Here is a 25,460-nt window from a genome sequence, read left to right on the forward strand (position 1 = left end):
TTCCGTGCGCCGGCTCATCCTAGAGGAACTGACATGTTCGACATTCTCTGGCGATCCGTCGCCATCGGCATCGGGGCGACAGTCCTCATGGATATCTGGGCGATCCTGCTCGCAAAGCTCGGCGTGACGCCGTCGCCAAACTGGGCGCCGGCCGGACGCTGGTTCTGGCACCTCGGCAAGGGCAAGGTCTTTCATGATAATATCGCTGATGCCGCGCCCTACGCCAGCGAGCTGGCGCTCGGCTGGATCGGCCACTATGCGGTCGGAATCCTCTACGGCATCCTGCTGGCGATTTTCGTCGGCCCGGCCTGGTTTGCTGCGCCGACTTTCCTGCCGGCCTGGATCCTAGGCATCGTCACCGTCGGCGCGGGTTGGTTTCTGATGCAACCGGGCCTCGGCCTCGGCTGGGCGGCATCGAAGACGCCGAATCCCACGAAGGCCCGTGTGTTCAATCTGCTCGCCCATACCGTCTTCGGCTTCGGGCTTTACGCAACGGCGCTCATTATCCGCTAGAGCAATTCCAGCAAAAGCGCGCGGCGATTTGCGCCCGGAATTGCATCAAAAGCAAGCGCTACCAGCGCGTCGGTTCGTCCGGCGCTGACGGCTCGACGGCCAGTGCGTGAAGCCCGGCATCCAACTCGGGCTTCAAGAGGTCGGTGATCGCCCTATGCCGTTGCAGCCGCGACATGCCGACGAATTTTGCAGAGACGATACGAACGCGCATATGCGTCTCGCCGGTGCCCGTGATGTCCGGCTGGTGACCGGCGTGCAGATGGCTCTCGTTGATCACGGAGAGGCGTTCGGGCGCAAATGCCTCTTTGAGCTTCTCTTCGATGCTGCTCTGGAGTGTCATCACCGGGTCTTTTGAAAAAGGTTTCCACCAAGCCAGCAACATTCCCGTTTGTCAATTCTTGTTGTCGTCAGTCAGCAGCCCCATAATTAGCGCCGCCATGAGACTTGATTCCAAATATTTCGATCGCATCCGAACGCGCCGCAGGCGAGAGCAGGAGCCCGAACAGGCGCCCCCAAGCTGTCAGTGGGACGGCTGCGACAAAAAAGGCACGCATCGCGCTCCTGTCGGACGCAATGCGGAAGGCCAGTTCTTCTTGTTCTGTTTCGAGCACGTCAAGGACTACAACAAGGGATATAATTATTTCTCCGGCCTCTCGGACGGCGAAATTGCACGTTACCAGAAGGAGGCGATCACCGGGCATCGCCCCACCTGGACGGTCGGCGTCAACAAGGATGCCAAAAATAGCCCGCTGCATGCCGAGGTCCGCTCCGGCGCCTATTCGCGCGTGCGCGATCCGTTCGGTTTCGTGAAGGAAGGTGGCGGCAAGGGCAGCGGCCCGCGCTTTCCGCAGGCCCGCAAGCTGAAATCGCTGGAGGCCAAGGCTTTCGATACGATGGGACTTGCAGCGAACGCCACTTCGGCGGAGATCAAGAGCAAGTACAAGGAACTGGTCAAGAAGCATCACCCCGATGCGAATGGCGGCGATCGCGGCTCGGAAGAGCGTTTCCGCGCCGTCATCCAGGCCTATCAATTGTTGAAGCAGAACGGTTTTTGTTAATTCCCGTCCTTGCTCTTAAGCTTCAATCGGGTATGGTCCACATCGGCTGAGGCCGCAGGCAACCGCGGCATATATATTTGTGCGTTTTCCCGACATCGCCTCTGCCGACCTTCCGGACGCTGCGTTTCTTGTCCGGGACTCTTTCAAGAATGCTCGCCAGCGGTCATTATCCCGCCGAGGTTTCGTTTCAGTCCCGGAGAAGTATCGCCGACGTTCCGACCCTTGGAGAACGCGGAAACGATACTGCGGCGCCATGGTCGCGCAATGGCTGAGATAGTGTGGTCGGGTGGCCGTCACCCGCCTTGGAGACATGATGAGCAAGATTGACCTTGATATTTCCGAACTGCCCGACACCACCGTTTCGGTCCGGGAGGTCTTCGGCATCGATTCCGACATTCGTGTGCCCGCTTACAGCAAGGGCGATGCCTATGTTCCGGATCTCGATCCCGACTATCTCTTCGACCGCGAGACGACGCTCGCGATCCTCGCCGGCTTTGCCCATAACCGACGCGTGATGATCTCCGGCTACCACGGCACGGGTAAGTCTTCGCATATCGAGCAGGTTGCCGCGCGCCTCAACTGGCCTTGCGTGCGTATCAACCTCGACAGCCATGTCAGCCGTATCGATCTCGTCGGCAAGGATGCGATCGTCGTCAAGGACGGGATGCAAGTCACCGAATTCAAGGATGGCATCCTGCCCTGGGCCTATCAGCACAATGTCGCGCTTGTCTTCGACGAATATGATGCCGGCCGCCCGGACGTGATGTTCGTCATCCAGCGCGTGCTGGAATCCTCCGGCCGCCTGACGCTGCTCGACCAGAGCCGTGTCATCCGTCCTCACCCGGCCTTCCGCCTGTTTGCAACCGCCAACACCATCGGTCTTGGCGATACGACAGGCCTCTATCACGGCACGCAGCAGATCAACCAGGCACAGATGGACCGCTGGTCGATCGTCTCGACGCTGAACTATCTGCCGCACGACCACGAAGTGAATATCGTCGCTGCCAAGGTGAAGAGCTTAGGCAAGGACAAGGAAGGTCGCGATACAGTTTCCAAGATGGTCCGCGTTGCCGATCTGACGCGCGCTTCGTTCATGAATGGCGATCTTTCGACCGTCATGAGCCCGCGTACCGTCATCACCTGGGCCGAGAATGCCGAGATTTTCGGCGATATCGCCTTCGCCTTCCGCGTCACCTTCCTCAACAAGTGCGATGAGCTGGAGCGTCCTCTGGTGGCCGAGCACTATCAGCGTGCCTTCGGCGTGGAACTCAAGGAAAGCGCTGCCAACATCGTTCTGGGGGCTTAAGGCCAGTCGATCATGGCATCTCGTGGTGACAATTCGAAAGCAAAGCCCGGTGCGCCCGTCGATGTCGAGCCGTTGCGGCGGGCGATAACCGGCTGCGTGCGCGCAATCGCGGGCGATGACCAAGTCGAGGTAGCTTTCGCCAATGAGCGTCCCGGCATGACGGGCGAGCGCATTCGTCTGCCGGAGCTTTCCAAGCGCCCGACGGCGCATGAGCTGGCGGTGACGCGCGGTCTTGGCGATTCCATGGCACTGCGTATCGCCTGCCACGACGAGAAGGTCCATTCCAGCATGGCGCCGCAAGGCTCGGATGCCCGGGCGATCTTCGACGCCGTCGAGCAGGCGCGGGTGGAATCGATCGGTTCGCTGCGCATGGAAGGCATGGCTGCCAACCTGCGTTCCATGACCGAGGAGAAATACGCCAAGGCGAATTTTACCGGCATCGAACGGCAGGAAGATGCGCCGATCGGCGAAGCCGTTGCGATGATGGTGCGCGAGAAGCTCACCGGTCAGAAGCCGCCGGCGTCGGCCGGAAAAGTTCTCGACCTGTGGCGTTCCTTCATCGAAGACAAGGCCGGCAGCGAGCTCGATAATCTCTCCGGTGTCATCAACGACCAGCAGGCTTTCTCGAAGGTCATCCGCAATATGCTGTCGGCCATGGAAATGGCCGAGGAATATGGAGACGACGACAGCAATCCGGATGACGACGACCAGTCCAGCGATGATGATCAGCCGACAGGCGACGAGCAGAACGAGGACGAGATCGACGAGGATGCCGGCAGCGATGCCGCACCGGTCGAAGACAGCGAAGTCGCTGACGAGCAGATGGAGGACGGCGAAACCGAAGGCGCCGAGATCTCCGACGACGACATGATGGAAGAAGGCGAGGACGATTCCGAGACGCCTGGCGAAACCCGCCGTCCGAACACGCCGTTTGCCGATTTCAACGAGAAGGTCGATTACCACGTCTATACGGAGGAATTCGACGAAATCATCACGGCCGAAGAGCTGTGCGATGCCGCCGAACTGGAGCGCCTGCGTGCCTTCCTCGACAAGCAGCTGGCGCACCTGCAGGGCGCTGTCGGTCGTCTTGCCAACCGTCTGCAGCGCAAGCTGATGGCACAGCAGAACCGTTCCTGGGATTTCGATCTCGAGGAAGGTTATCTCGATACGGCCCGCCTGCAGCGCATTATCATCGATCCGACGCAGCCTCTCTCCTTCAAGATGGAGCGCGACACGCAGTTCCGCGATACGGTCGTGACATTGCTGATCGACAATTCCGGCTCCATGCGGGGCCGGCCGATCACTGTTGCCGCGACCTGCGCCGATATTCTGGCGCGCACGCTGGAGCGCTGCGGCGTCAAGGTGGAAATCCTCGGCTTCACGACGAAGGCCTGGAAGGGCGGTCAGGCACGCGAGAACTGGCTTGCGAATGGCAAGCCACAGACACCCGGCCGTCTCAACGACCTGCGCCACATCGTCTACAAGTCGGCCGATGCTCCATGGCGGCGCGCGCGCACCAATCTCGGCCTGATGATGCGCGAAGGCCTGCTGAAAGAAAACATCGATGGCGAGGCGCTGATCTGGGCGCATAATCGCCTGCTGGCGCGCCGTGAGCAGCGTCGTATCCTGATGATGATTTCGGATGGTGCGCCGGTCGATGATTCCACGCTGTCGGTCAATCCGGGCAATTATCTGGAGCGGCATTTGCGTGCCGTGATCGAGCAGATCGAGACGCGTTCTCCGGTCGAGCTTCTGGCAATCGGAATTGGCCATGACGTGACGCGTTACTATCGCCGCGCCGTGACGATCGTCGATGCGGATGAGCTCGCCGGCGCCATGACCGAGCAGCTTGCCGAATTGTTTGAGGATCATGCCGCACAGCCGCGCGGTGGCCGTCTGCGCCGCGCTGGCTGATACCGTCCTGGAGAAGCTCCATATGGCGTTTGAAAACCTGTCTCGCGCCGCTCTGGTCGCTCTCGGCCTTGCGACAGGGTTCTCAAGCGCTCATGCGGGCGAGCCTGCGAAGATCATCAGCCGCAAGATTTCGGATTTCCATATCGGTCGGGACGAAACCCGTTTCGGCCCGCTGGAGTTTATCGGTGGGCTGGAGATGGTATCGAGCAATTCGCTCTTTGGCTCGCTTTCCTCCATCCGCATGCGCCCTGACGGCAAGAATTTCGTCGGCGTTCTCGATACCGGGCACTGGCTGACGGGCAGCATCGAGCGCGATGCCAAGGGCAGGCTGTCCAGTCTTTCCGGTGTCGAAATTACCCCGATGCGGGATCGGGTTGGCCGGACCTATGAGGGTAAGGGGCATATGGATGCCGAAGGCCTCGCGCTGGATGGCGACCGGATTCTTGTCTCTTTCGAACAGTATCATCGCGTCGACGTCTATCCGGATCCCGGTTTTCTCGACTCGCGATCCCTGTCGACGGTCGGGATCCTGATTCCACGTGACGAGATGCGGTCAAACCGTGGAATTGAAACCGTTGTTGTGGCCCCCGCCTCGAGCCCGTTGAAAGGCGCGCCCGTAATCGTGGCGGAGCGCAGCCTCGACGAGGACGGCAACCGGCTTGCGGCTATACTGGATGGGCCGCTGAAGGGGCAGTTCACGGTCGAGAAGGATGGCAGCTTCGATGTGACTGACGGTGCCTTCCTGCCGGATGGCGACCTGCTGCTGCTAGAGCGACGCTTCAATATGGCCGAAGGCATCGGCTTGCGCATCCGCCGTATCAAAGAGGCGGATATCAAACCTGGCGCCGTTGTGAATGGGGAACTGCTCGTCGAGGGTAATTTCAATTACAATATCGACAATATGGAAGGGTTCGATGCCTTCCAGGCGGCCGATGGCACGACGCATGTCATCCTGGTGTCTGACGACAATCACTCCATCCTGCAGCGCAATCTGATGCTGGAGTTCCGGCTGCTCGATTGAGCGGCCGTCGAACGGGTGTCATAACTCTGCGCTATGCGGACCGTCCCTTTCGACATAAGCCTTTGAGAGCGTCTCATGCACATCCACATCACGGGAGCGTCGGGCTCCGGCACGACCACGCTTGGCCTGGCCCTGGCCGAGTTGCTCGGCATCCGTCATCTCGATACCGATCATTTCTTCTGGATACCGACTGATCCGCCCTTCACGACGCAGCGCGAGGTTGGGGCGCGTATCGCGATGCTCAGGCAGGAAGCGTTGCCCCATGCCGGTTGGGTGCTTTCTGGCTCGGCAATGAAATGGGGCTCGGAATTCGAGCCGCTTTACGATCTGGTGGTCTTTCTGAGGATCGATCCCGTCGCGCGTATGGAGCGCATCCGCAGGCGCGAGGAAGAGCGATACGGCCACAGGATCAGGCCTGGTGGCGACATGGCGGTGAAAAGCCGCGAATTCATGGAATGGGCAGAGAGTTACGATACGGCGGGACCGGAACGCCGAAGTCTCGTTGGGCATGAGGAGTGGCTGAAGACGCTGACGAAGCCAATCCTGCGGCTCGATTCATCACGGCCTGTAGGAGAACTCGTTGCGGAGGTGCTGAGCCATCCGGCGGTCATTGCAAGGCGCCCGCAGGTGTCGTGAGATCTCCGGCCGGTGCGCAACGGCTTGTGCGGACTGGCTGCAGCAAGTCTACAGCCAGTCCGTCCAGCATTCATGGTCAGAGCGTTTTCCTGGGTCGCTCAGCCAGAAATGATCCCATCCAAAGTGAGGAGCAAGGTGGGGAATTCAGAGATTCCGATCCGAGGTGGATTGTAAGATGGTCTTTACCGCGCAGCGGCCGACTGCATGGGGCGCAGCACGTTCATGAGCGCGCCATAGGGCAGCAGCATCACCAGGCCGACAAGCATCTTTACCGCGAAATCGCCGAGTGCCCAGGAGATCCAGCGCGGAGCTTCCGTCGAGAGGACACCGAAGATCGGCGCGTTTTCCAGTGCGAAGGGTTCGTTCGGGCCGAGGAAGACGAAGAAGGCGGCGAAAGAGAGCGAGAAGAACATCACCGTATCCAGCGCCGAGCCGATCAGCGAGCCTACGAGCGGCGCGCGCCACCAGGCCTGACGGCGCAGGCGGTTGAAGACAGCGATATCGAGAAGCTGGCCGGCGAGATAGGCGGAGCCGGAGGCGATCGCGATACGCGGAACCGAGGTAAAGAAGGAAAGGGCGACACCAACGACGAAGCCGGCGAAAACCACCTTACGCGCAGCCTGCGGGCCGAACTGGCGGTTCGTCAGGTCGGTGATCAGGAAGGCAATCGGATAGGAAAAGGCGCCCCAGGTGAGAATGTCGGCGAGATTGATGCCGGCAACTGTCGCGTTCAGCGGAAACTGGACGAGGAAGTTGGAGGCGACGACGACGAGCGTCATCAGGGCGACATAGGCAAGCGTATAGCGGGTCTTCAGCATTTTTTTATCCTGGGTGATGCCACCAGTTCGAGCAAAATTTCAGACTGGAATGAGGGCCAGCCTGGCAAAGCAAAAGGCTTGACCGGATGTTATCCGTGCAAGCCTTTCAAAGCTGCAGAAGAACGTAGGCCGAAGCTTAAGCAGCAGCGGCTTCAGCGGTCTTCTTGACGATCTGACGACGCAGCAGACGGGCGCGCATCGAAAGTTCGCCTTCGTTTGCCTTCAGCAGGAAGGCATCGAGGCCGCCACGATGCTCGACGGAACGAAGAGCAGCAGCCGAAACGCGAAGACGGTAACGCTGGCCGAGCGCGTCGGAGATCAGCGTAACCTGGCACAGGTTCGGGAGGAACCGGCGCTTGGTCTTGTTGTTGGCATGGCTGACATTGTTACCAGTCAGGACTGCCTTGCCGGTCAATTCGCACATGCGGGACATGGAACACCTATTCTTGTTTTTCTCGGGCCATTGAATGACAATCCGGCAACAACCGGCTGCGCAATCCATCAGGCCATGATTGGAAAGTTGCGGTTCTATAGTCAGACCGGTCGCGCGCGTCAAGCCAAACCTTGGCCTTTCCCGCAATTCTGTCAAAAAGCTGCTGTTTTCTTCGCAATGCTGCAGGAGTATAGACCGCAGTGCAAGGGCGCAATCGGCCCGGCAAGACAAGGCTCTCACCATGGCTCATCTGGGCAGACGGATTTTAGTTTCGGCATTCGCGGCACTTCTGGCCCTGCCGGCCGGTGCGAGTGAAGTACAGCACCGTACCGAATATAAGGTGGCCCTTGCCGGCCTGACGATTGCGCGGGCAGCCTTCGTGACAAAGATCGAAGACGATCGTAGCTACAATATTGACGGAGATATCAAGTCGGCCGGTCTTGCCGATCTGGTGACCGATATCCTGGCCAAGACCAGTGTCACAGGCGTGGTGCGCAACGACCGGCTGCAAGCTGCGAAATACGTTCTCTATTACAAGACCGGCAAGAAGGTGCGGACTTACGAGGTGAGCTACCGCAACGGCAACATCGTGTCGGCTACCACGACGCCTGAGCCGCGCCGGCCGAAGGAGTGGATTCCGGTAACAGAGGGCGATATGCGCTCCGTGCTTGACCCGATCTCGGGCCTCATCTTTACCGGTGATACGAATGTCTGCTCACAGAAGCTCCCGATCTTCGACGGCGAGACGCGCATGGACTTGGTTCTTTCGCCGAAGGGCGATGAGGATTTTTCGACCGATGGATTCAAGGGCAAGGCGATCGTCTGCGGCGTGCGCTTCATTCCGCGCTCCGGTTACAAGAAGGGTCGCAAGGATCTCGTCTACCTCAGCAAGAGCAATCGCATGGAAATTTGGTTTGCCAAGGCGGAGGCGGCAAATGTATATGCTCCGGTCTACGTCCGCATTCCCACGGAATACGGTACGGTGACGATCACGGCTGTGAAATACGGCCGCGTGAACAGCTGACGGAGCTTGCGCAGTCTCCGCGAGGGGGGACGGCGTGAAACTTCGGGCAACGTTGATCGGTTTTACGGCCATTGTGATGTGGTCGTTCCTGGCGCTCTTTACGGCTGCGTCAGGCAAGATGCCGCCATTCCAGCTTTCGGCCATCTGCTTTGCCATTGGCAGTCTTCCCGGCATTCTCGTGCTTATCCTCAACCCATCGCGCATCGCCCTCCTGAGGCAGCCGGCAAAAGTCTGGATCACCGGTATTGCCGGTCTGTTCGGCTACCATTTCCTCTATTTCACGGCGCTCAGAAACGCACCGGCCGTCGAGGCAGGCTTGATTGCCTATCTGTGGCCGCTGCTGATCGTGGTCGGTTCGGCACTGCTGCCCGGCGAGAGACTGCGCTGGTATCACATCATCGGTGCATTGGCGGGTCTTTGCGGCACCTTCCTGATTGTCGGGCGCAACGGAATCGACTTCGACGGCGCTTATGCCGTCGGTTATGGGGCGGCCTTCCTCTGTGCCTTCACCTGGTCCGGCTATTCACTGCTGACGCGGCGTTTCGATGCCGTCTCGACCGATGTGGTCACTGGCTTTTGCCTTGCGACCTCAGTGCTTTCGCTGATCTGCCATCTGGGACTGGAGACGACTGTCTGGCCGGAGACCGGCTTCGAATGGCTTGCCGTGGTCGGCCTCGGTCTCTTTCCGGTCGGCGCGGCCTTCTATGCGTGGGACCATGGGGTCAAGAACGGCGACATCCAGATCCTGGGTGCCGCAAGTTACGCCGCGCCGCTACTGTCGACACTAATCCTGACCGTTTTCGGCATTGCCGAGCCGAGCTGGCGTATCGCGCTTGCCTGCCTCCTGATCACTGGAGGTGCAGTGCTGGCAGCGCAGGAGATGTTCCGCCGCAAGCCGCAGATGCAGACGGTCGAGGCTGAGCGGGCTTAGCTAATACCGGGCTTCCAGCCCGGTGGCGCCATCTCGAATTTGGAAAATTCAAAGCCAGGGGCCACCGTACAACCGACCAGCGTATAGTCGCCCAGCGTCTCAGCCGATTGCCACCAGTTGGCGGGGATGATCGCCTGCGGCCGCTCGCCGCCCGCAATATCCATCCCGAGTTTCAGCGTCTCGCTGCTGCCACCATCTTCGGAGCGATGGAGAGCCAGCGGCGCGCCGGCATAGTAGTGCCAGACCTCTGCCGCGTCGTGTACACGATGCCAATGCGAGCGCTGGCCCTTGGCCAACAGATAATAGATCGCCGTCGAATGGCCGCGCTCCCCGCCATTCGTGTCGCGGAAGGTCTGGACATACCAGCCGCCTTCGGGGTGCGGCTGCATGCTGAGTTCGCGAATGATCTCCTCGGAAGTGAGTTCTTTTCCGGCCATGCCTAAAAATTGTCCTTGCGCTTACGGATCTCAGCGAAGACCTCTTCGTTCGTCTTGCCTTCCATCAGCAGGTTGCGGCGGATAGCGGGATCGGCCGCGCGCAGAAAGGGATTGGTTTCTTTTTCGAGCGCCAGCGTTGTCGGAATGGTGAACTTGCCTTCGGCGCGTAGTGCCTCGATTTCCGCAGCGCGGCTTTTCAGACGCTCATTGTCCGGGTCGATGGTGACTGCGAAGCGGGCGTTGGAGAGCGTGTATTCGTGGCCGAAATAAACAGCGGTCTCATCCGGCAGGACCGCAAGCTTCTGCAGCGAATGCCACATGTCGGCGGCAGGTCGTTCGAACAAGCGGCCGCAGCCGAGCGCAAAGAGCGTGTCGGCGGCAAAAAGCAGCTTATCGTCGGCAAAGTGGTAGCAGATATGGCCTGCAGTATGGCCCGGCGTTTCGATGACGTTCACCGTATGGTCGCCGAAGAGGAAGCTGTCGCCGTCGCTCATCGTCTTGTCGAGGCCGGGGATTGCCACGGCTTCATTAACTGGGCCGATGATCTCAAGGCCATACTGTTCCTTCAACGACAGATTGCCTTCCACGTGGTCGATGTGGTGGTGGGTCGTGAAGATATGAGTGACGTTCCAGCCGCGGCGTGCAGCAGCGGCTTCGACGGCTGCCGCATCGGGCGCATCGATCGAGGCAGTCTGCCCAGTCTCCGTATCATGGACCAGAACGCCGAAATTGTCGCTGCGGCAAAGAAAAACTTCTAATTCCAAAGGTTTCATCGCTCAAATAATCCCTTATCCCTCGAACTGACCGGGAATGTAGAGGTTCCGGCCTTGAAGTCCAACCGGTCGCTGATAACATTTGAAATAATGCACGCCGATATCGTCGATCTTCGCCAATTCTATCATTCCGAACTGGGGCGCATGGCCGAGCAGTCGATCGCCATGGCGTTGTCGTCGCTTTGGGTCCGATTGCCGCAGGAGCGGCTTGTGGGCATCGGCTATTCCGTGCCTTTCCTCGACCGGTTCCAGGCCGATACGGAGCGCACCTTCGCCTTTATGCCGGCCGGCCAGGGGGCGGTTAACTGGCCTGTCGGCTCGCTTTCCTCCACCGCGCTGATTTTTGACGAGGAACTGCCGCTGCCGGATTCTTCGATCGATCGCGTCCTGATGGTGCATTCGCTGGAATTTGCGGAAAGTCCACGCGAGACGCTGAAGGAACTCTGGCGGGTACTGGCGCCGGGCGGCCGGCTCATCATCGTCGTGCCGAACCGCCGCGGTGTCTGGGCACGCATGGAGCATACGCCCTTCGGCTCCGGTCGGCCATATTCCCGCGGCCAGCTGACCCATCTGCTGCGGGAGACAAATTTCACACCGGGTGCCACAGCCGAGGCTCTGTTCTTCCCGCCATCGAAACTGCGCGCCGTGCTGCGCTTGCGTCGCGGCTTCGAGCGGATCGGCCGCATGCTCTGGCCGGCTTTTTCCGGCGTGATCATCGTTGAGGCACAGAAGCGGCTTTACCAGGGCCTGCCGGTCGCCGCCCGCGCCTCCCGCCGCGTCTTTGTGCCTGTGCTTGCGCCGCACGGCGTGCCGACGACGCGCAGCCGCTAGAGCATTTCCTGGTCAGAATGCTGCAATCTGACCAGGAAATGCTCTAGGCTTGCAGCACTCGACAAAATCGTCGTTCCGCTTTAATTGCACTCAAGTCTTTCGCCGGCTTTCCGGCAGTTTCCAAGGTCGATCCATGAGCGTTGAGATGAGCAAACCCGTTCCGCGTCCCGGCATTCTCGATATCGCAGCCTATGTGCCGGGCAAGGAGCATGCAGCGGGTGTTACCCGCGTCTACAAGCTCTCCTCCAACGAGACCCCGCTTGGCGCGAGCCCCAAGGCGATCGAAGCATTCAAGGCGGCCGCAGGCAATCTTGAGCGGTATCCTGATGGACAGGCGCTTGAGTTGCGCGAGGCTATCGCTTCGGTACATGGGCTCAACCCGGCAAACATCCTGTGCGGCAACGGCTCCGACGAATTGCTGGGCTTGCTCTGCCACGTCTACCTCGGCCCCGGTGACGAAGGCATTATCACCGAGCACGGCTTCCTCGTCTATAAGATCCAGATCATGGGCGCGGGCGCAACACCTGTCGTGGTCAAGGAAAAGAACCATACGGTCGATGTCGATGCGATCCTTGCCGCGGTGACGGACAAGACGAAAATCGTCTTTATCGCCAATCCCGGCAATCCGACCGGCACTTATATTCCGGTCAGCGAGATCCGCCGCCTGCAGGCCGGCCTGCCGAAGCACGTCGTCCTCGTGCTCGATGCAGCCTACGCGGAGTATGTCCGCCGGAATGACTACGAATCCGGCATCGAGGTCGTCTCCTCGAACGCCAACGTTGTCATGACCCGTACTTTTTCGAAGGCTTACGGTCTTGCAGCTCTACGCGTCGGGTGGATGTATGCCCCCGTCGAGATCATCGATGCGCTGAACCGTGTGCGGGGTCCGTTTAATATGAATGCGCCGGCAATCGCGGCGGGTGCGGCAGCCATTCGCGACCAGTCCTTCATTCAGGAAGCCGTGTCCTTCAACCAGATGTGGATCGAGAAGCTGACGAACGCATTAGAGGCCATTGGCCTCAAGGTCACGCCCTCGGTCGCCAACTTCGTTCTCATTCATTTCCCCGAAACCGACGGTAAGCGTGCGGCAGATGCCGATGAATTCCTGACGAGCCGCGGCTATATCCTGCGCGCAGTACGCAGCTATGGCTTTCCGAATTCGCTGCGCATGAGCGTCGGTCCGGAAGAGGCCAATCACGGTGTCATCGAGGCGCTCGGCGAATTCATGGGGCGCAAGGCATGACGGCGCAGTTCGATCGCATTACCCTGATCGGTATCGGCCTGATCGGCTCCTCCCTTGCTCATGATATCAAGCGGCTCGGACTTGCCAAAGAAGTCATCGTCGCCACGCGCAGCGCCGAGACGCTGAAGCGCGCTGAAGAGCTGAAGCTTGGCGATCACTATACGACCTCCTCGGCCGAGGCGGTAAAGGATGCCGATCTGGTTATCGTGTCGGTGCCGGTCGGCGCCTCCGAAAGCGTGGCGAAAGAGATCGCCGGCAGCCTGAAACCCGGCGCGATCGTCACGGATGTCGGTTCCACCAAGGCTTCCGTGATCGCGCAGATGCAGCCGCACATGCCCAGCCATGTGCATTTCATTGCCGGCCATCCGATCGCGGGCACGGAAAAGTCCGGCCCGGATGCAGGCTTCCCCGGCCTGTTCCAAGGGCGCTGGTGCATCCTGACGCCGCTCGAAGGAACGGACCCGACGGCGCTGAAGACGCTGCGCAGCTTCTGGGAAGCACTCGGCTCCCGAGTCGACGAGATGGACGCCCAGCATCATGACAAGGTGCTCGCCATCGTCTCTCATCTGCCGCATCTCATAGCTTACAATATCGTCGGCACTGCCGACGATCTGGAAACCGTCACGGAATCGGAGGTCATCAAATATTCCGCCTCCGGCTTCCGCGACTTCACCCGTCTTGCTGCATCAGATCCGACGATGTGGCGGGATGTCTGCCTGCACAATCGTGACGCGATCTTGGAAATGCTGGCGCGTTTCTCGGAAGATCTCGCCTATCTGCAGAGGGCGATCCGCTGGGGCGAGGGCGACAAGATCTTCGAACTCTTCACGCGTACCCGTGCCATCCGCCGCTCGATCGTCCAGGCAGGGCAGGATGTGGATGCGCCGGATTTCGGCCGCCCGCATCCGCTGGAAAAGAAATAGTCATGATCGAGATCGCGAAGCCGGGCCGGACGGAGAAGGAATGGCTGCTTCGCGAAGATCATCATGTCGGCGAAGCCTGGGTTTCCCGCTGCATCGATCTCGGCGAATACCTGATCGCCCGCGAGCAAGATGAAATCGTAGGCTTCCTGCGCTTCTCCCGTTTCTGGGGCCGGATTCCCTATATGGAAATGATCCTGGTGCTGGATGGCCATCGTCGGTCCGGCATCGGCACGGCGCTGTTTCTCGCCTGGGAAACCGAGATGCGCGAGAGCGGCGCGCGTCTTTTGATGACGTCGAGCGAGTGTGATGAAAGCCATCCGCAGGATTGGCATCGCCGCAACGGCTTTTCCGAAACGGGGTCGATCGAACTGCCCGGCATCCAGATGGTGCCGGAAGTCTTTTTCCATAAAAAACTCGATTAAACCGGCGGGATCTTGCCGAGCGGGATGAAGCCGCTCACCGTTGCATTGCCGTGATCGACGACGAGATCGACGGAAACCTTATCGCCGCCGCCGGCAAGCGCCTTCAACAGCTTGGTCGCGGTATCGACGGTCGAGGCGATATCGGGGAAGGCCTCCTTGATGCTTTTGCCCCAGGGACCGAGCTGTTCGATCTCCAGCTTGAACTTGCCGGATAGGAAGCCCTGCTCGTCGAAGGAGAAGGGGCCGGAGACGGTCATCACCTTGCCATCGCCGATATCGGCGACGATGCGGCGAAGCTCGCCCTGAGAGCCGTGGATGCCCTGTTCGTCGGTGCCGTCGATCATTCCGGCTTTGCCAATCAAGGTCAGGTCGGCGCTGGCGGAGAATTTCGGGAAGACCTGCGGCCAGTCCTTGATTACAGCATCGGCGTTTTCCACGGAGATTGCGCCGTCAAGATCCGCTCCGTTCTGCCGCAGGTGGATTTCGGTGCGGGCGGCATCGAAATTGACGGTCTGGCCGGTAAAGGAGGAGATGGCCACGGCCTTCAGTCCGTCGATGACCGTCGAGGTACGGCCGATGCCCTGTGCCTTGGTGACGAGGCTCGATTGCAGATTGTCCCATTGGGCATTGACGGTCAGGCCTTGCGCGGTACGGATTTCTGCCGGGGCGTCGAGTTCCCAGACGATATGGCCGGGGGCATAGACCTGAGCGGCGGAGCGAAGCGCGCCGAAGGTGGCGGAAATACCATTTACATTGTCGTCCACATCCACCTTGGAGCAAAAAAGTCCGATGCGGAAAGGAAAGCCGCGGAATTCGATATCGGAGCACTCGCCGCTCACGCCGACATCGGCGCGGGGCGCGATCGCGGTCAGTACGGTCTGTTTCAGCGCGGAGGCCGCATAAAGCCAGCCGCCCGTATAAAGAGCGATCACCAGAAGAATGGCGCCGCCCAACAACCAGAATTTCCTGCCGCTGCTGTATTGGCCGCTGCCGGATCGGCTTGACGCTGCCATGATGTTCTCCAATGGTGAGAGCGAAATCTGATTTGATCTGGCGTGCGATATGGACGAATTTTGGGTATTTGGCTACGGCTCGTTGATGTGGAATCCTGGCTTCGAATTCGTCGAGCGATCACAAGCCCTGGTTTATGGCTATAGGCGCTCGCTCTGTGTCCGCTCCTTCGTCCATCGCGGCAACCGTGAAAATCCCGGTCTCGTTCTCGGCCTCGACCGGGGCGGTGCTTGCCGCGGCATGGCCTTCCAGGTCGCGCCTGACAATTGGGACGAGGTGATCGACTATTTACGCGCGCGCGAACTCGTCACCAATGTCTATCTCGAACGGCACCTGCCGCTGCAGCTTTCCGATGGTCGCAACGTGCGGGCCGTCGCCTATGTGGTCGATCGTGCCCATGAGCAATATGCCGGCGCGCTGGATGCGCTTGCCGCCGCGCGGATCGTCAACGTTTCGGTCGGCCAGTCGGGGCCGAACGATGCCTATGTCTTCAACACGCTGGCACATCTCAAGGAGATGGGTATCCGCGATCAGTGGCTGGAGCAGGTGGTCCAGGAAGTTACGCGGCTGCGTAACACAGCTTAAGCAGTAACAGCCCTTTTTTTGCGCAGTTCAGCCAGCCGTTCAACGGCGGTCGGCGGCAGCGGAACATGCGGATTGCGCTCCACGGTATCGATCAGAAGCTGATCGCTGGCGCTTTCCGTCACGTCGATCAGATGGGCGAAGAAGGCGTCGGGATCCATCCCGGGCATGATGGGCGGCAGGATCTGCACCTTGAAATGACCGGGATAACGCATGGTGCTGCGGCGCGGCCAGAACAGGCCGGGATGCATGACGATGGGTACGACCGGGAGCTGCAGATCGCGATACATGCGGGCGATGCCGTATTTGTACATCGGCTCGGCACCCGGTGGGCGGCGCGTGCCCTCGGGATAGATAATGAGCTGGCGGCCGGTGGCGAGCTCTTCCTTTGTGCGCTTCAGCACCTCCACCATCACCTTGCCGCGCGCGCCGCGATCGACCGGGATCATGCGCTGCCTCTTGGCGTACCAGCCAAACAACGGAATCCACATAAGCTCGCGCTTGAGGATATAGACCGGGTCCTTGAGGTTTGGCAGCAGCGCATAGGTGTCCCAGAAGGACTGATGCTTTGGCGCAATGATGTAGCTGCCGTCAGGCAGGTTCTCCAAGCCCTCGATCTCGAAGGTGGTGCCTACGATCACCCGCATCAGCCAGTGGTTGGAGCGCGCCCAGTTCTTGGGGACGTTGTAGGCGAGCTTGCGCGGCGCGATGAAGTAGAAGGGGGAGAGCACGATCATCCTGACGATGAGGTTGGCATAGAAGATCGTGTTGAACAGAACGGAACGCAGAGCGATCATGAAACTTTCCCGAAGCACGGTCACGCGACCGGCCTACACGATATTGTCTATCAGAAAAAGCGCCTGATTGCCGCTAGAGCGCCGTGCGTCCATTCGAACGCACAAAGGACGCTCTAACTCTTTGAATCTACGCATCACGCTTTCTGAAAATCGATTCCGATTTTCAGGCCGGTGCTGTAGCGCGTAAAAGCCTCAGCTCTGGCTGGCCAGGCTGGCTGAACGCAGGCCGGTATGGCGCAGGCCGAGGATGTTGCGCGCGCCGGCCAGCAGCAACTTGGCGTATTCGGCCAGCATGACGCGCAAGGCGTTCGGATCGGTAAACCAATCGCGTGTCTTCAGATCGGAATTGACGACAGGATAGGGGATGAATTCGATGTCGGGATCCACATATGCGAGTTCGGCGAGGCTGCGCGGCATGTGGTAGTTATTGGTGACGACAAGTATGCTCTTGTAGCCTCTGTCGTGGATCCAGTTCGACGCCTCCTCCGCATTGCCGATCGTATCGAGAGCGTCGTAGCCGATGTCGACACAGCAGGAGAAAAGATCGGCCGGCCCTTGAGTCATCTTGCGGATCTGCGTCGGCGTCGTGGACGGATGCGCCCCCGAGATAAGCAGCCGCTTGCCGGCGCCTTTCTGCAGGAGCTCGACGGCCTGATCGATGCGCTGATAACCGCCGGTCAGCACGATGATTGCGTCTGCCCGCGGCTCGGCGGGAGGCTTCAGCGTCGTCACCGAATCTGCGAAGCGCAAAAAGCCGCCAAAGATCAGCGCTACGAGCAACACGCAGGAGAAGCCTATCCAGCGCAATAAGCGACGGACCGGGCCACGCCGCGGCGAAACGCTCTCGGGGCGTTCAAGCTCCGGGTCCGGGCGAATCGGATTGCGTGTCGTATGGCCCATCGTCATGAGTCGTGATTATACGCTGATTGCGGCGCGGAACAGACGCTTTCATGGCAAAAAGGCATGGCTGCGGCTAATTCACGATGCCGTCCGCGCGTGTTGGATCGGAACGCAATGTGTCGATTTCATAGATCGTGCGCATGACGGTGAGCCGCGCCGTGAGCGTCGTCAGCAGTGCGATGACGATCATCGTCGCGAAGATGCCGAGATAGCCGAGGACACCGACCGAAAAAGTACCGAAGAGGGCCGTTGCCTGATCGGTTTCTGGCGTGGCCAGTGTCTTGCTCTGCAAGAAGCCGGCGCCGGCGAAAAAGAGGGCGGCCAGTGTACTGCCGATTGCCGAACCCTTGAGGCTGATCTTCAGGAAATGCTTCTGGAATTCCGTTGCGACGAAGGAGCTCTCGGCACCGACGAAATGCAACACTTCGACGATGTGGCGGTTGCCCGAGAGCACGCCGCGCGTGGCAAAGACCACCGTCAGCACCATGGCGGCAAAAACAAGCAGCAGGATGCCAGTACCGATCATGACCGTGGTGCGAGCCATCGCTACCAGCCGGTCGACCCAGGTGCGGTGATCGTCGAGGAAGGCTTGCGGAACGCTTTCCTTCAGGAGATCCCGCATTGCCGCAAAGTCGGGCGGATGGTTCTCGTCGATGGTGATGATCACCAGTCGCGGCACGGGGAGTTCCCTGATGTCGAGGCCGCTGCCGAGCCAGGGCTCCAGAAGGCGCGCGGTGGCGGCTTCATCGACGATCTGCCCACTCTTCGTGCCGACGAAGGTCAGCGCGATATCGCGGGCTTGAACGAGAGTTTTTTCCATATCCAGATTGTCGTCTGGCTTGATCTGAATGGTGATTTCGCGGGAGATCTGGCTTTCCCAGCTCGCTGCCGTCGAGCGAACCATGCTGACGCCCCCGAGCGTCAGGCAGGCGAGGAAAGCCATGATGGCGATGACGACCATCAGCGCATTGCCTTGAATGTTTGATGGCGGCAGGATCGGCGCCGTCGGGCGCACGCGCATCTCCGGGCGCTTGGGCTGCTGGGCAGGAGCAGCGGCGGGCGTTTTTGCTCGGGTCCTGGTCGGCGTTTTAGTCATAAATATCGAGATGCCCTTCCGAGAGGATCATGCGGCGGGCTTCTACCTGGTCCATCAGCGAGAGATCGTGAGTGGCGATCACCACGGCGGTGCCCAGACGATTGAGTTCCATGAAAAGGTTCAGCAGGCGCTTGGCCATAGGCGGATCGACATTGCCGGTCGGCTCGTCGGCAAGCAACACTTCCGGTCGATCCATCAATGCGCGGGCGATTGCAGCGCGCTGTTTCTCGCCACCTGAGAGCACGGGCGGCAGCACGTTGATGCGTTCGCCGAGACCGACCCATTTCAAAAGTTCCAGCACGTCAGTCTTGTAAGTACTTTCATCCTTGCCGCGCACGCGAAGCGGCAGGGCCACATTTTCATAGGTCGTCAGATGGTCGAGAAGACGAAAATCCTGAAAGACAAGGCCAACGCGGCGACGCAGCAGCGGCAGTTCAGGACGCGGGATTTCGGAGATGTCGCGTCCGAACATGCGGATCAGGCCGCGGGTCGGCTGCAGTGACATGAAGAGCAGGCGCAGAAGCGTCGTCTTTCCGGCGCCGGAGGGGCCAGTCAGAAACTGAAACGACTTTTTCGGGATGTCGAAGGTCAGGTCCCGGAGGATTTCCGGACCCATACCATATCGCAAACCGACATTCTCGAAGTGGATCAACGGGCAGCTCAGTCTTTCGTGGTTTCACCGCATGACTTGTTAACCAACACCGTTAACAGCCGGTAAATTTTGCCGGAAAGACGCCCGTTTGATGGCGATCTTTGCGAAGCATTAACCATTTAAATTTACGACTGGGCTGGATTCGTTTCAATGCCAAGATTGTCTCAGGCAGTGAAACCATGTGGACATCCGAGAGGCCGCCACCATGGAAGCATCCTTCTTCAGACGACAGGCCGCAGGCCGGGCCTATGATTTTCTGCTGCCGGAGCCTGTTATCCGCCAACCCCGCCGCATGCCGCGCAGGGATGACGTTGCCGATGCCGAATTCATTGTCGTCGGCAAAGTGCGGCAGCAAGGTGCATCTGTCAGAGCCCGTGATGCGACCCATAACGACAATCGCCGTCACGTCCCATCCAAGGCTCGGCCTCCAATCTTGCTTGCCACCGCTGCCGCAGTCGTGCGCGGTATAGAGGTCTGGCTGCAACGGGCGTCGCGACCGGGCTTTGCGGCACTGGTGATCTCGCTCTTCGTACTGGTCTTCGGATTTGCCGGCGGATTTTCCGGTCTTTCGAACAGCGGAGCGTCGCCCGCTGCTGCACTCCACTTCTCACATGTGACGATTACCCCGCGCGACGCCAACGGCATGCGCATTCTGCTGATCAATGGCATCATTGAGAACGCAAGCGGTGTGACACAACAGGTCAAACCGATCCGTGCCGACCTCGTCGCAGACGAGCGGCTGACTGCCAGCATCGTCATTGAGCCGCCGACGGACGCCATCTATGCCGGGCAGAGCCGGGGTTTTTCGACCCGCGTGCAGCATGCCGGCGGCAAGCTGCCGGAGGTTCGGCTTTCCTTCATGCCGTGATCGCCGGCAGGCGCTTTTAGCCTGATTGAGAGGAAAACCTTTCCTTGCGGGGTGTGTCGCCGAAATTAATGTGCTAACGGCTTACCCTTCATTTTATGGAGCAAGCCTTTATGCCTGTCGTGCGCGGAAAAAACATCGAGCCGCTCTTCACCGCCGAGCAGATAGCCGAGCGCAATCACTCCATGGCGCAGGAGATCGCCGCCGGTCCAACGAAGGACCTCCTGGTCATCGCTATACTCAAGGGTTCTTTCATTTTCGCAGCCGATCTGCTGCGCGCCCTGCACGATACCGGCCTTGCTCCCGAAGTCGAATTCGTCACGCTCTCGAGCTATGGCACCGGTACGGTGTCGCAGGGGGTGCGTATCGTGAAGGATATCGACAGTGACGTGAAGGATCGTGACGTCCTGCTGATCGACGATATACTCGAATCCGGCCGCACGCTGCTGTTCGCCAAGGAACTACTCTATGAGCGTGGGGCGCGCAACGTCACCATCGCCGTGCTGCTAGACAAGAGTGTGAAGCGCAAGGAAAAGCTGGAAGCTGATTATGTCGGTTTCGAGTGCCCTGACTATTTCGTCGTCGGTTACGGCATGGATGTCGCTTATGCCTTCCGCGAGCTGCCCTTTGTCGGCGTGGTTACCGGCGACGCGTAAGCGTCCTCCTTCAAGACGGCTTGTTAACCATTCCGTCGATCGGCCTGATATGTTTACCGATCGCTAGGGAACCGCATGCGATCTCCGTCGCGGGGCATGACGACGGAGCAATGCACAGATGGCAAAAATTCTGATCACGGAAGACGAAGATTCCCTTCGTATTTTCGTAGCCCGGGCACTACGCCTTGACGGTCATGAGACCGATGAAGCCGCCGATGGGGCGGAAGGGCTGGAAAAGCTGAAGGGCGGCAGTTACGATCTGCTGCTCTCGGATATTCGCATGCCGGTCATGGACGGCATCGAACTTGCGCATCAGGCTAAGGACGCCTTTCCCGCGCTGAAAATCCTGCTGATGACGGGTTATGCCGAGCAGCGCGAACGGGCCGACGATCTCGCCGAAAAGATCATCGATGTCGTGCCGAAGCCGTTCGCCCTGCCTGACATCCGCAAGGCCGTAGCGCGGGCGCTGGTGGCTTAACATTTTGTAGGGTGGGCGTGCTTTAAGGCACGCCAACAGCTCCCACATCTTCAAGCATCACTGAATATCCAGCAGACGCTCGAGATATTGACGTTCGATCGCCTGGGTCGGATTGTTGCCTAGCTTTTCGCGAATAGCGTCGAGAATCTCTCGGGCACGCTGAACATCGATCTCGTCGGGTATCTTCACATCGTTGTTCATATCCGGCCCGAGATCGGTCTGGCGGGGGCGGCCGAGCGGATCGCGGCCGTTCTGGTTGCCTTGGCCGAGCTGGCCGTTCGGACCCTGCTGTCCGTGTTGACCTTGCTGCGCCTGCATCATCTGGCTCATCATGTCACGGGCGCCTTGCCGCAGGGCTTCAAGCGCCCGTCCCTGGCCTTCCACGGCGCTGCTGCCATTGCCTTGGCCGAGGTCACGGCCGGCGCCTTCCATTTCGCGCTGCGCCTGACCGAAGCCTTCGCCCGGCTTCATACCCATATCGCCAAGGCCCTTCTGCAGTTCCTGCAACTGCTTGCCGAGCGCATCCTGCTGGGTACGGAGTTGTTTTAACGCTTCGCGCAGTTGCTCGGCCGTCATCTGGTCACCGGGCTGCTGGCCTTGCTGCTGCTGTTGACCCTGCTGCTGTTGCTGCTGGCCTTCCTCGCCGGGCATCATGTCGTCCATGTTGGGATCGCCGCGCTGCATGCGGTCGCGTAACCGCTGGTCGAGGCGGAAGGTCTCATCCATCAGCTTCTGCTGGTCGCGCAGGATTTGGCCGAGTTTATTCATCTGCTGAGTCAGCTGGCTGTTTTCCTGCTGCTGACCGCGCTGCGGGCGCGCCGTCTGCAGGTTGTTCATCAGACGCTGCAGATCGGAGAGCATCTGCTGGGCGGCATCGCGATTGCCGGAGCGTGCCAGATTTTCAATCTGATCCATCATGCGCTGCAAATCCTGCTGGCGCAGGAAATTCTGGGCATTCTGGTTCGGCTGCATCGGCATGTTCTGCAGGCGCTGGGCGAGCTCGCTCATATAGTCCTGCATCGCTTTCCGAAGCTCGTCCATCAGCTTCTTGATTTCGGCGTCTGGCGCATTGCGGTTCAGCGCATCGGCAAGGTTCTGCTGGGCGTCGCGCAGCCGCCGTTCGGCAAGCGAAAGATCGCCTTCCTCGATTCCAAGCGCGATGTCCCAGAGATATTGAGCCGTATCCTTGAGCTGCTCATCACCCTTGGCGAGCTTCATGCGGGTCAGTGCGGACTCGATCAGCAGGTAATGGGTGGTGTTCGGGATCGTCTCCTCGGGCCGGATCGTCAGGGCTTCGTTGAGGGCGATCGCCTCGGGCATCTTGCGGGTATCGAGAGCGAAGGTCTGGCGCTCTTCGGCGACGGCGGCAGCCAGCGGCTCGCTGAACGGACGCGACGGCATGATCATCTCATAGGGCGGGCTGCGACCGGTCTGCCCGGCGGCATCCTTGGCGACGAGGGTGATGCGCACGCGTTTGCCGGCCAGCGGGTGTTCAGTCAGGTTCTTGCTGGTCAAGCCCTTGCCGTCACGTGCATTGCGGCGGGGAATGTCCAGCCGGAATTCCGGCAGCGGAAAGAGTGGTGTTGCAGACGGATCGGATTCGACCGGCCCAATCTCGGCACGGGCTTCCTGCACGCCGTAATCGTCCTTCACCATAAAGCCGATTTCCAGCGCGCCGTTGACAGTGCGGCGCGGCATGCCGTCGAAGCCGATTTCCGGCGCCTTGTCGGGCAGCACGTCGAAATTCCAGGTGCGGCCGTTTGCCTGCAGCGCGCCATTTTCCTCGAGCTTCATGACGTGCGTCTGCGCCATCAACTGAGGTGTAACTGGAGTACCCGACGCCTGTTCGGTATTGGCATTTGTGGCCGGCTGCTGCGGCCGGGTGTCTTCCTGAACGGCGATTTCCTGGCTTTCGCCATCGGCCTTTCTGAACAGCACCTTTTCGGTCGATTGGCCGCCACTGACGCGCACCGTCAGGCTGGAAAACTGCGGAACACTGATCGGCGCCTGCTCACTGCCGTCAGTCGTCAGATAGATCGGTGCGCGGCCGGTATAGGAGGGAGGGGTCACCCATGCATCGATACGCACGGCCGGATTGCTCGTTACGTGCGCGGGTGCAGGCTGGAATGCGTCGGCGACGGAGCCGCCGTTGATCGACAGGGAATAACCGAATGCGGTGACGACCAGCAGCGCCGGAATGGCACGCAACGCGAAGCGATCGTGTCGGGCGATATCTGGTCGCGGCAGACCGGCGTCCAATGTCGCGATCTTCCGCGCCATGCGCGTCTGGTGTTCACGCCACAGGGTGCGGGAGAAGGGTGTATCGAAGGCGGGTTCATCCTCCTGCACCATGACTGGCTGATGCGGCAGGCCGTTGCGTTCTTCCAGCATGCGGTCGGCATCGACAATCCGCGGCCAGCGAAGATTGCGGAACGGCAGCAGAGAAACAAAGAAGCCGGCAGCAAAGGCGATCAGAAGGAGGATCCGCAGCCAGTCCGGTAGGATGCGGAAGAAGCCGAACCAGGAGACCGAGAGATAAATCGCGATGACGGAAAGAGCGGGCACCAGCGACGGAAGGACCTGCTCGGCGAAAAGCACGAGCCTGGCCAGGAAACGTTTTGCAGCCACCAGCCGCGCAAGAGAGGGTTGAAACGCGAATGCGCCTTTCTTCTGCCTTGCGGGGCTTGTCATCAATCCGGTCTCCGCGATCTGGTGTTCAGGGAACAGAGGGCGCTTCCGGCGATTGCTGGGCAATACGCTCACGAAAGAAAAGGATAACACTCTTTGTGGCGAAGGCGAGGGCGAGCACCCGTCAATACCGGTATTTCGCGTGTGGTCGCCAAAAAGTGATTGCGGCTTTTAGTCCAGCCAGGCTGGAACGGAATCGAGACCGATCAGCTCCGAATAGGTACGGCGGGGGCGAACCACATGGAATTCATCACCCTTGACCAGGACTTCGGGCACCAGAAGGCGGCTATTATAGGTGCCTGCCTGAACTGCGCCATAGGCGCCGGCCGTGCCGACGGCGAGGAGATCGCCCGGCTTCGGGGTCGCCATTTCCCGGTCGAGCGCGAGGTAATCGCCGGTCTCGCAGACGGGGCCGACGATATCGGCGCGGATGCGCGGCGCGTTGGCGGCCGAAATCACCACGGGGCGGATCTCATGATAGGCCTCGTAGAGTGTCGGACGGATGAGGTCGTTCATCGCGCCGTCGACGATCACAAAGGTCTTCTCGCCGCCATCCTTCACATAGATGACCTCGGTCACCAGGATACCGGCATTGCCGACGATCAGCCGGCCCGGCTCGGTAATGATCTTGCAGTTCAGAGCGCGAAGCTGGTTCTTGACAACAGCGGCATAGGCATCCGGCAAGGGCGGCGGGTTGTTATCGTCCTTATAGGGAATGCCGAGACCGCCGCCGATATCGACGTGGTGGATATTGTGGCCATCGGCGCGCAGCGTGTTGACCAGATCGTGCAATAGCTTGAAGGCGTCATCGAAGGGCTGCAGCTCAGTGATTTGGCTGCCGATATGCATGTCGATGCCGGTTACTTCGATGCCGGGCAGGCTGGCGGCGCGGGCATAGATGGCCCGGGCGCGCTCCCAGGAGATGCCGAACTTGTTTTCCTTCTTGCCCGTCGAAATCTTCGCATGAGTGCGGGCATCGACATCGGGATTGATGCGGAAGGAAACGGGCGCTTGTTTGCCGGCGCGCACGGCACGCTGGTTCAGCACTTCGAGTTCCGGTTCGGATTCGACATTGAAGCAGTAGATGCCGGCGTCCAGCGCGTAATCCATCTCATTCGGCGTCTTGCCGACGCCGGAGAACATGATGCGATCGGCGGGAATTCCGGCCGCAAGCGCGCGACGCAGCTCGCCTTCGGAAACCACATCGATGCCGGCGCCGAGCCGGCCGAGCGTCTTCAGTACGGCCTGGTTCGAATTGGCCTTCATCGCATAGCAGACCATGGAGTCAACATCGCCGAAAGCCTCGGAGAAAACCCGGTAATGGCGCTCGAGCGTTGCTGTCGAATAGACATAGAAGGGCGTACCGACCGCTTTAGCGATCTCGGGAACGGGAACGTTCTCGGCGTAGAGAATGCCGTCGCGGTGCTGGAAATGGTTCACGGGAGTCGGGCC

At 60.0% G+C, this 25,460-nt stretch carries 28 protein-coding genes; 16 read left to right on the forward strand and 12 right to left on the reverse strand.

Annotated elements, in window-relative coordinates:
• Positions 1-33 precede the first annotated feature (33 nt).
• Complete coding sequence (locus FHT78_RS26790; protein WP_183749584.1) at positions 34-513, forward strand: DUF2938 domain-containing protein; 480 nt, start codon at positions 34-36, stop codon at positions 511-513.
• Between the two features lie 58 nt (positions 514-571).
• On the opposite strand, the gene FHT78_RS26795 is transcribed toward FHT78_RS26790, so the two are convergent.
• Positions 572-853, reverse strand: a complete 282-nt coding sequence (locus FHT78_RS26795) for a BolA family protein (protein ID WP_183749585.1) — start codon at positions 851-853, stop codon at positions 572-574.
• A gap of 97 nt (positions 854-950) precedes the next feature.
• Between FHT78_RS26795 and FHT78_RS26800 the strand changes: the two genes are divergently transcribed.
• The 5 genes from FHT78_RS26800 to FHT78_RS26820 all read left to right on the forward strand — a co-directional run bounded on the left by FHT78_RS26800 (position 951) and on the right by FHT78_RS26820 (position 6,448).
• Entirely contained in the window at positions 951-1,571 is a 621-nt protein-coding gene (locus tag FHT78_RS26800; RefSeq protein WP_007822228.1) for a J domain-containing protein, read from the forward strand.
• A 313-nt stretch (positions 1,572-1,884) separates the two neighbouring features.
• Positions 1,885-2,877, forward strand: a complete 993-nt coding sequence (cobS, locus tag FHT78_RS26805; protein WP_183749586.1) for a cobaltochelatase subunit CobS — start codon at positions 1,885-1,887, stop codon at positions 2,875-2,877.
• Between the two features lie 12 nt (positions 2,878-2,889).
• Positions 2,890-4,791 carry a cobaltochelatase subunit CobT gene (gene cobT / locus FHT78_RS26810; RefSeq protein ID WP_183749587.1) on the forward strand — a complete coding sequence of 634 codons (1,902 nt, stop codon included), beginning with the start codon at positions 2,890-2,892 and terminating at the stop codon, positions 4,789-4,791.
• Between the two features lie 22 nt (positions 4,792-4,813).
• Complete coding sequence (locus FHT78_RS26815) at positions 4,814-5,812, forward strand: esterase-like activity of phytase family protein (protein WP_183749588.1); 999 nt, start codon at positions 4,814-4,816, stop codon at positions 5,810-5,812.
• A 75-nt stretch (positions 5,813-5,887) separates the two neighbouring features.
• On the forward strand, positions 5,888-6,448 hold the full coding sequence (locus tag FHT78_RS26820) for an AAA family ATPase (protein ID WP_183749589.1): 561 nt from the start codon (positions 5,888-5,890) through the stop codon (positions 6,446-6,448).
• A 182-nt stretch (positions 6,449-6,630) separates the two neighbouring features.
• Here the strand turns inward: FHT78_RS26820 and FHT78_RS26825 are convergent, their stop codons facing one another.
• Positions 6,631-7,266 (reverse strand): VUT family protein, encoded by a 636-nt coding sequence (locus FHT78_RS26825; RefSeq protein ID WP_183749590.1) that lies wholly within the window; start codon positions 7,264-7,266, stop codon positions 6,631-6,633.
• 136 nt (positions 7,267-7,402) lie between these two features.
• Positions 7,403-7,699, reverse strand: a complete 297-nt coding sequence (gene rpmB, locus FHT78_RS26830; protein ID WP_007822210.1) for a 50S ribosomal protein L28 — start codon at positions 7,697-7,699, stop codon at positions 7,403-7,405.
• A gap of 241 nt (positions 7,700-7,940) precedes the next feature.
• On the opposite strand from rpmB, the gene FHT78_RS26835 reads away from it, so the two are divergent.
• Entirely contained in the window at positions 7,941-8,723 is a 783-nt protein-coding gene (locus FHT78_RS26835) for a DUF3108 domain-containing protein (protein WP_183749591.1), read from the forward strand.
• 34 nt (positions 8,724-8,757) lie between these two features.
• The gene (locus tag FHT78_RS26840) at positions 8,758-9,654 is read left to right on the forward strand and encodes an EamA family transporter (RefSeq protein ID WP_183749592.1); all 897 of its coding nucleotides are present in this window, start codon (positions 8,758-8,760) and stop codon (positions 9,652-9,654) included.
• Here the strand turns inward: FHT78_RS26840 and FHT78_RS26845 are convergent.
• Both FHT78_RS26845 and gloB read right to left on the reverse strand, forming a co-directional pair.
• The gene (locus FHT78_RS26845; protein ID WP_183749593.1) at positions 9,651-10,091 is read right to left on the reverse strand and encodes a cupin domain-containing protein; all 441 of its coding nucleotides are present in this window, start codon (positions 10,089-10,091) and stop codon (positions 9,651-9,653) included. The two genes, FHT78_RS26840 and FHT78_RS26845, sit on opposite strands and share 4 nt — an antisense overlap.
• A 2-nt stretch (positions 10,092-10,093) precedes the next feature.
• On the reverse strand, positions 10,094-10,864 hold the full coding sequence (gene gloB / locus FHT78_RS26850; RefSeq protein ID WP_183749594.1) for a hydroxyacylglutathione hydrolase: 771 nt from the start codon (positions 10,862-10,864) through the stop codon (positions 10,094-10,096).
• A gap of 54 nt (positions 10,865-10,918) precedes the next feature.
• Here gloB and FHT78_RS26855 point away from each other — a divergent pair, with 54 nt between their 5' ends.
• From FHT78_RS26855 to FHT78_RS26870, 4 genes are all read left to right on the forward strand, one after another.
• Positions 10,919-11,695, forward strand: coding sequence for a class I SAM-dependent methyltransferase (locus tag FHT78_RS26855; protein WP_183749595.1), 777 nt, complete (start codon positions 10,919-10,921; stop codon positions 11,693-11,695).
• A 145-nt stretch (positions 11,696-11,840) separates the two neighbouring features.
• The gene (hisC, locus tag FHT78_RS26860) at positions 11,841-12,938 is read left to right on the forward strand and encodes a histidinol-phosphate transaminase (protein ID WP_183749596.1); all 1,098 of its coding nucleotides are present in this window, start codon (positions 11,841-11,843) and stop codon (positions 12,936-12,938) included.
• Positions 12,917-13,861, forward strand: a complete 945-nt coding sequence (locus tag FHT78_RS26865; protein WP_312858781.1) for a prephenate/arogenate dehydrogenase family protein — start codon at positions 12,917-12,919, stop codon at positions 13,859-13,861. The genes hisC and FHT78_RS26865 overlap by 22 nt, the downstream gene beginning before the upstream one ends.
• A gap of 2 nt (positions 13,862-13,863) precedes the next feature.
• Complete coding sequence (locus tag FHT78_RS26870; RefSeq protein ID WP_183749598.1) at positions 13,864-14,283, forward strand: GNAT family N-acetyltransferase; 420 nt, start codon at positions 13,864-13,866, stop codon at positions 14,281-14,283.
• On the opposite strand, the gene FHT78_RS26875 is transcribed toward FHT78_RS26870, so the two are convergent.
• The gene (locus tag FHT78_RS26875; protein ID WP_183749599.1) at positions 14,280-15,296 is read right to left on the reverse strand and encodes a DUF2125 domain-containing protein; all 1,017 of its coding nucleotides are present in this window, start codon (positions 15,294-15,296) and stop codon (positions 14,280-14,282) included. The genes FHT78_RS26870 and FHT78_RS26875 overlap by 4 nt on opposite strands.
• 49 nt (positions 15,297-15,345) lie before the next feature.
• Here FHT78_RS26875 and FHT78_RS26880 point away from each other — a divergent pair, with 49 nt between their 5' ends.
• On the forward strand, positions 15,346-15,879 hold the full coding sequence (locus FHT78_RS26880; RefSeq protein ID WP_183749600.1) for a gamma-glutamylcyclotransferase: 534 nt from the start codon (positions 15,346-15,348) through the stop codon (positions 15,877-15,879).
• Here FHT78_RS26880 and FHT78_RS26885 read toward each other — a convergent pair.
• The 4 genes from FHT78_RS26885 to ftsE form a co-directional block, all read right to left on the reverse strand.
• Positions 15,876-16,673 carry a 1-acyl-sn-glycerol-3-phosphate acyltransferase gene (locus FHT78_RS26885; RefSeq protein ID WP_183749601.1) on the reverse strand — a complete coding sequence of 266 codons (798 nt, stop codon included), beginning with the start codon at positions 16,671-16,673 and terminating at the stop codon, positions 15,876-15,878. The two genes, FHT78_RS26880 and FHT78_RS26885, sit on opposite strands and share 4 nt — an antisense overlap.
• A gap of 192 nt (positions 16,674-16,865) precedes the next feature.
• Positions 16,866-17,579, reverse strand: a complete 714-nt coding sequence (locus FHT78_RS26890) for a YdcF family protein (RefSeq protein WP_183749602.1) — start codon at positions 17,577-17,579, stop codon at positions 16,866-16,868.
• Positions 17,580-17,646: 67 nt separating this feature from the next.
• Positions 17,647-18,669 carry an ABC transporter permease gene (locus tag FHT78_RS26895; protein WP_183749603.1) on the reverse strand — a complete coding sequence of 341 codons (1,023 nt, stop codon included), beginning with the start codon at positions 18,667-18,669 and terminating at the stop codon, positions 17,647-17,649.
• The gene (gene ftsE, locus FHT78_RS26900) at positions 18,662-19,321 is read right to left on the reverse strand and encodes a cell division ATP-binding protein FtsE (RefSeq protein ID WP_183749604.1); all 660 of its coding nucleotides are present in this window, start codon (positions 19,319-19,321) and stop codon (positions 18,662-18,664) included. The genes FHT78_RS26895 and ftsE overlap by 8 nt, the downstream gene beginning before the upstream one ends.
• Positions 19,322-19,502: 181 nt before the next feature.
• Between ftsE and FHT78_RS26905 the strand changes: the two genes are divergently transcribed.
• The 3 genes from FHT78_RS26905 to FHT78_RS26915 all read left to right on the forward strand — a co-directional run bounded on the left by FHT78_RS26905 (position 19,503) and on the right by FHT78_RS26915 (position 21,320).
• Positions 19,503-20,189, forward strand: coding sequence for a hypothetical protein (locus FHT78_RS26905; protein ID WP_348644768.1), 687 nt, complete (start codon positions 19,503-19,505; stop codon positions 20,187-20,189).
• A gap of 110 nt (positions 20,190-20,299) precedes the next feature.
• Entirely contained in the window at positions 20,300-20,842 is a 543-nt protein-coding gene (gene hpt, locus FHT78_RS26910) for a hypoxanthine phosphoribosyltransferase (RefSeq protein WP_183749605.1), read from the forward strand.
• 118 nt (positions 20,843-20,960) lie between these two features.
• Entirely contained in the window at positions 20,961-21,320 is a 360-nt protein-coding gene (locus tag FHT78_RS26915; protein WP_183749606.1) for a response regulator, read from the forward strand.
• Positions 21,321-21,377: 57 nt separating this feature from the next.
• Here the strand turns inward: FHT78_RS26915 and FHT78_RS26920 are convergent, their stop codons facing one another.
• Positions 21,378-24,011, reverse strand: coding sequence for a TIGR02302 family protein (locus tag FHT78_RS26920; RefSeq protein ID WP_183749607.1), 2,634 nt, complete (start codon positions 24,009-24,011; stop codon positions 21,378-21,380).
• Positions 24,012-24,179: 168 nt separating this feature from the next.
• Positions 24,180-25,448 carry a diaminopimelate decarboxylase gene (gene lysA / locus FHT78_RS26925; protein ID WP_183749608.1) on the reverse strand — a complete coding sequence of 423 codons (1,269 nt, stop codon included), beginning with the start codon at positions 25,446-25,448 and terminating at the stop codon, positions 24,180-24,182.
• Positions 25,449-25,460: the final 12 nt, after the last annotated feature.

The organism is Rhizobium sp. BK196, from assembly GCF_014193255.1.
In the GTDB taxonomy this organism is placed as follows: domain Bacteria; phylum Pseudomonadota; class Alphaproteobacteria; order Rhizobiales; family Rhizobiaceae; genus Rhizobium.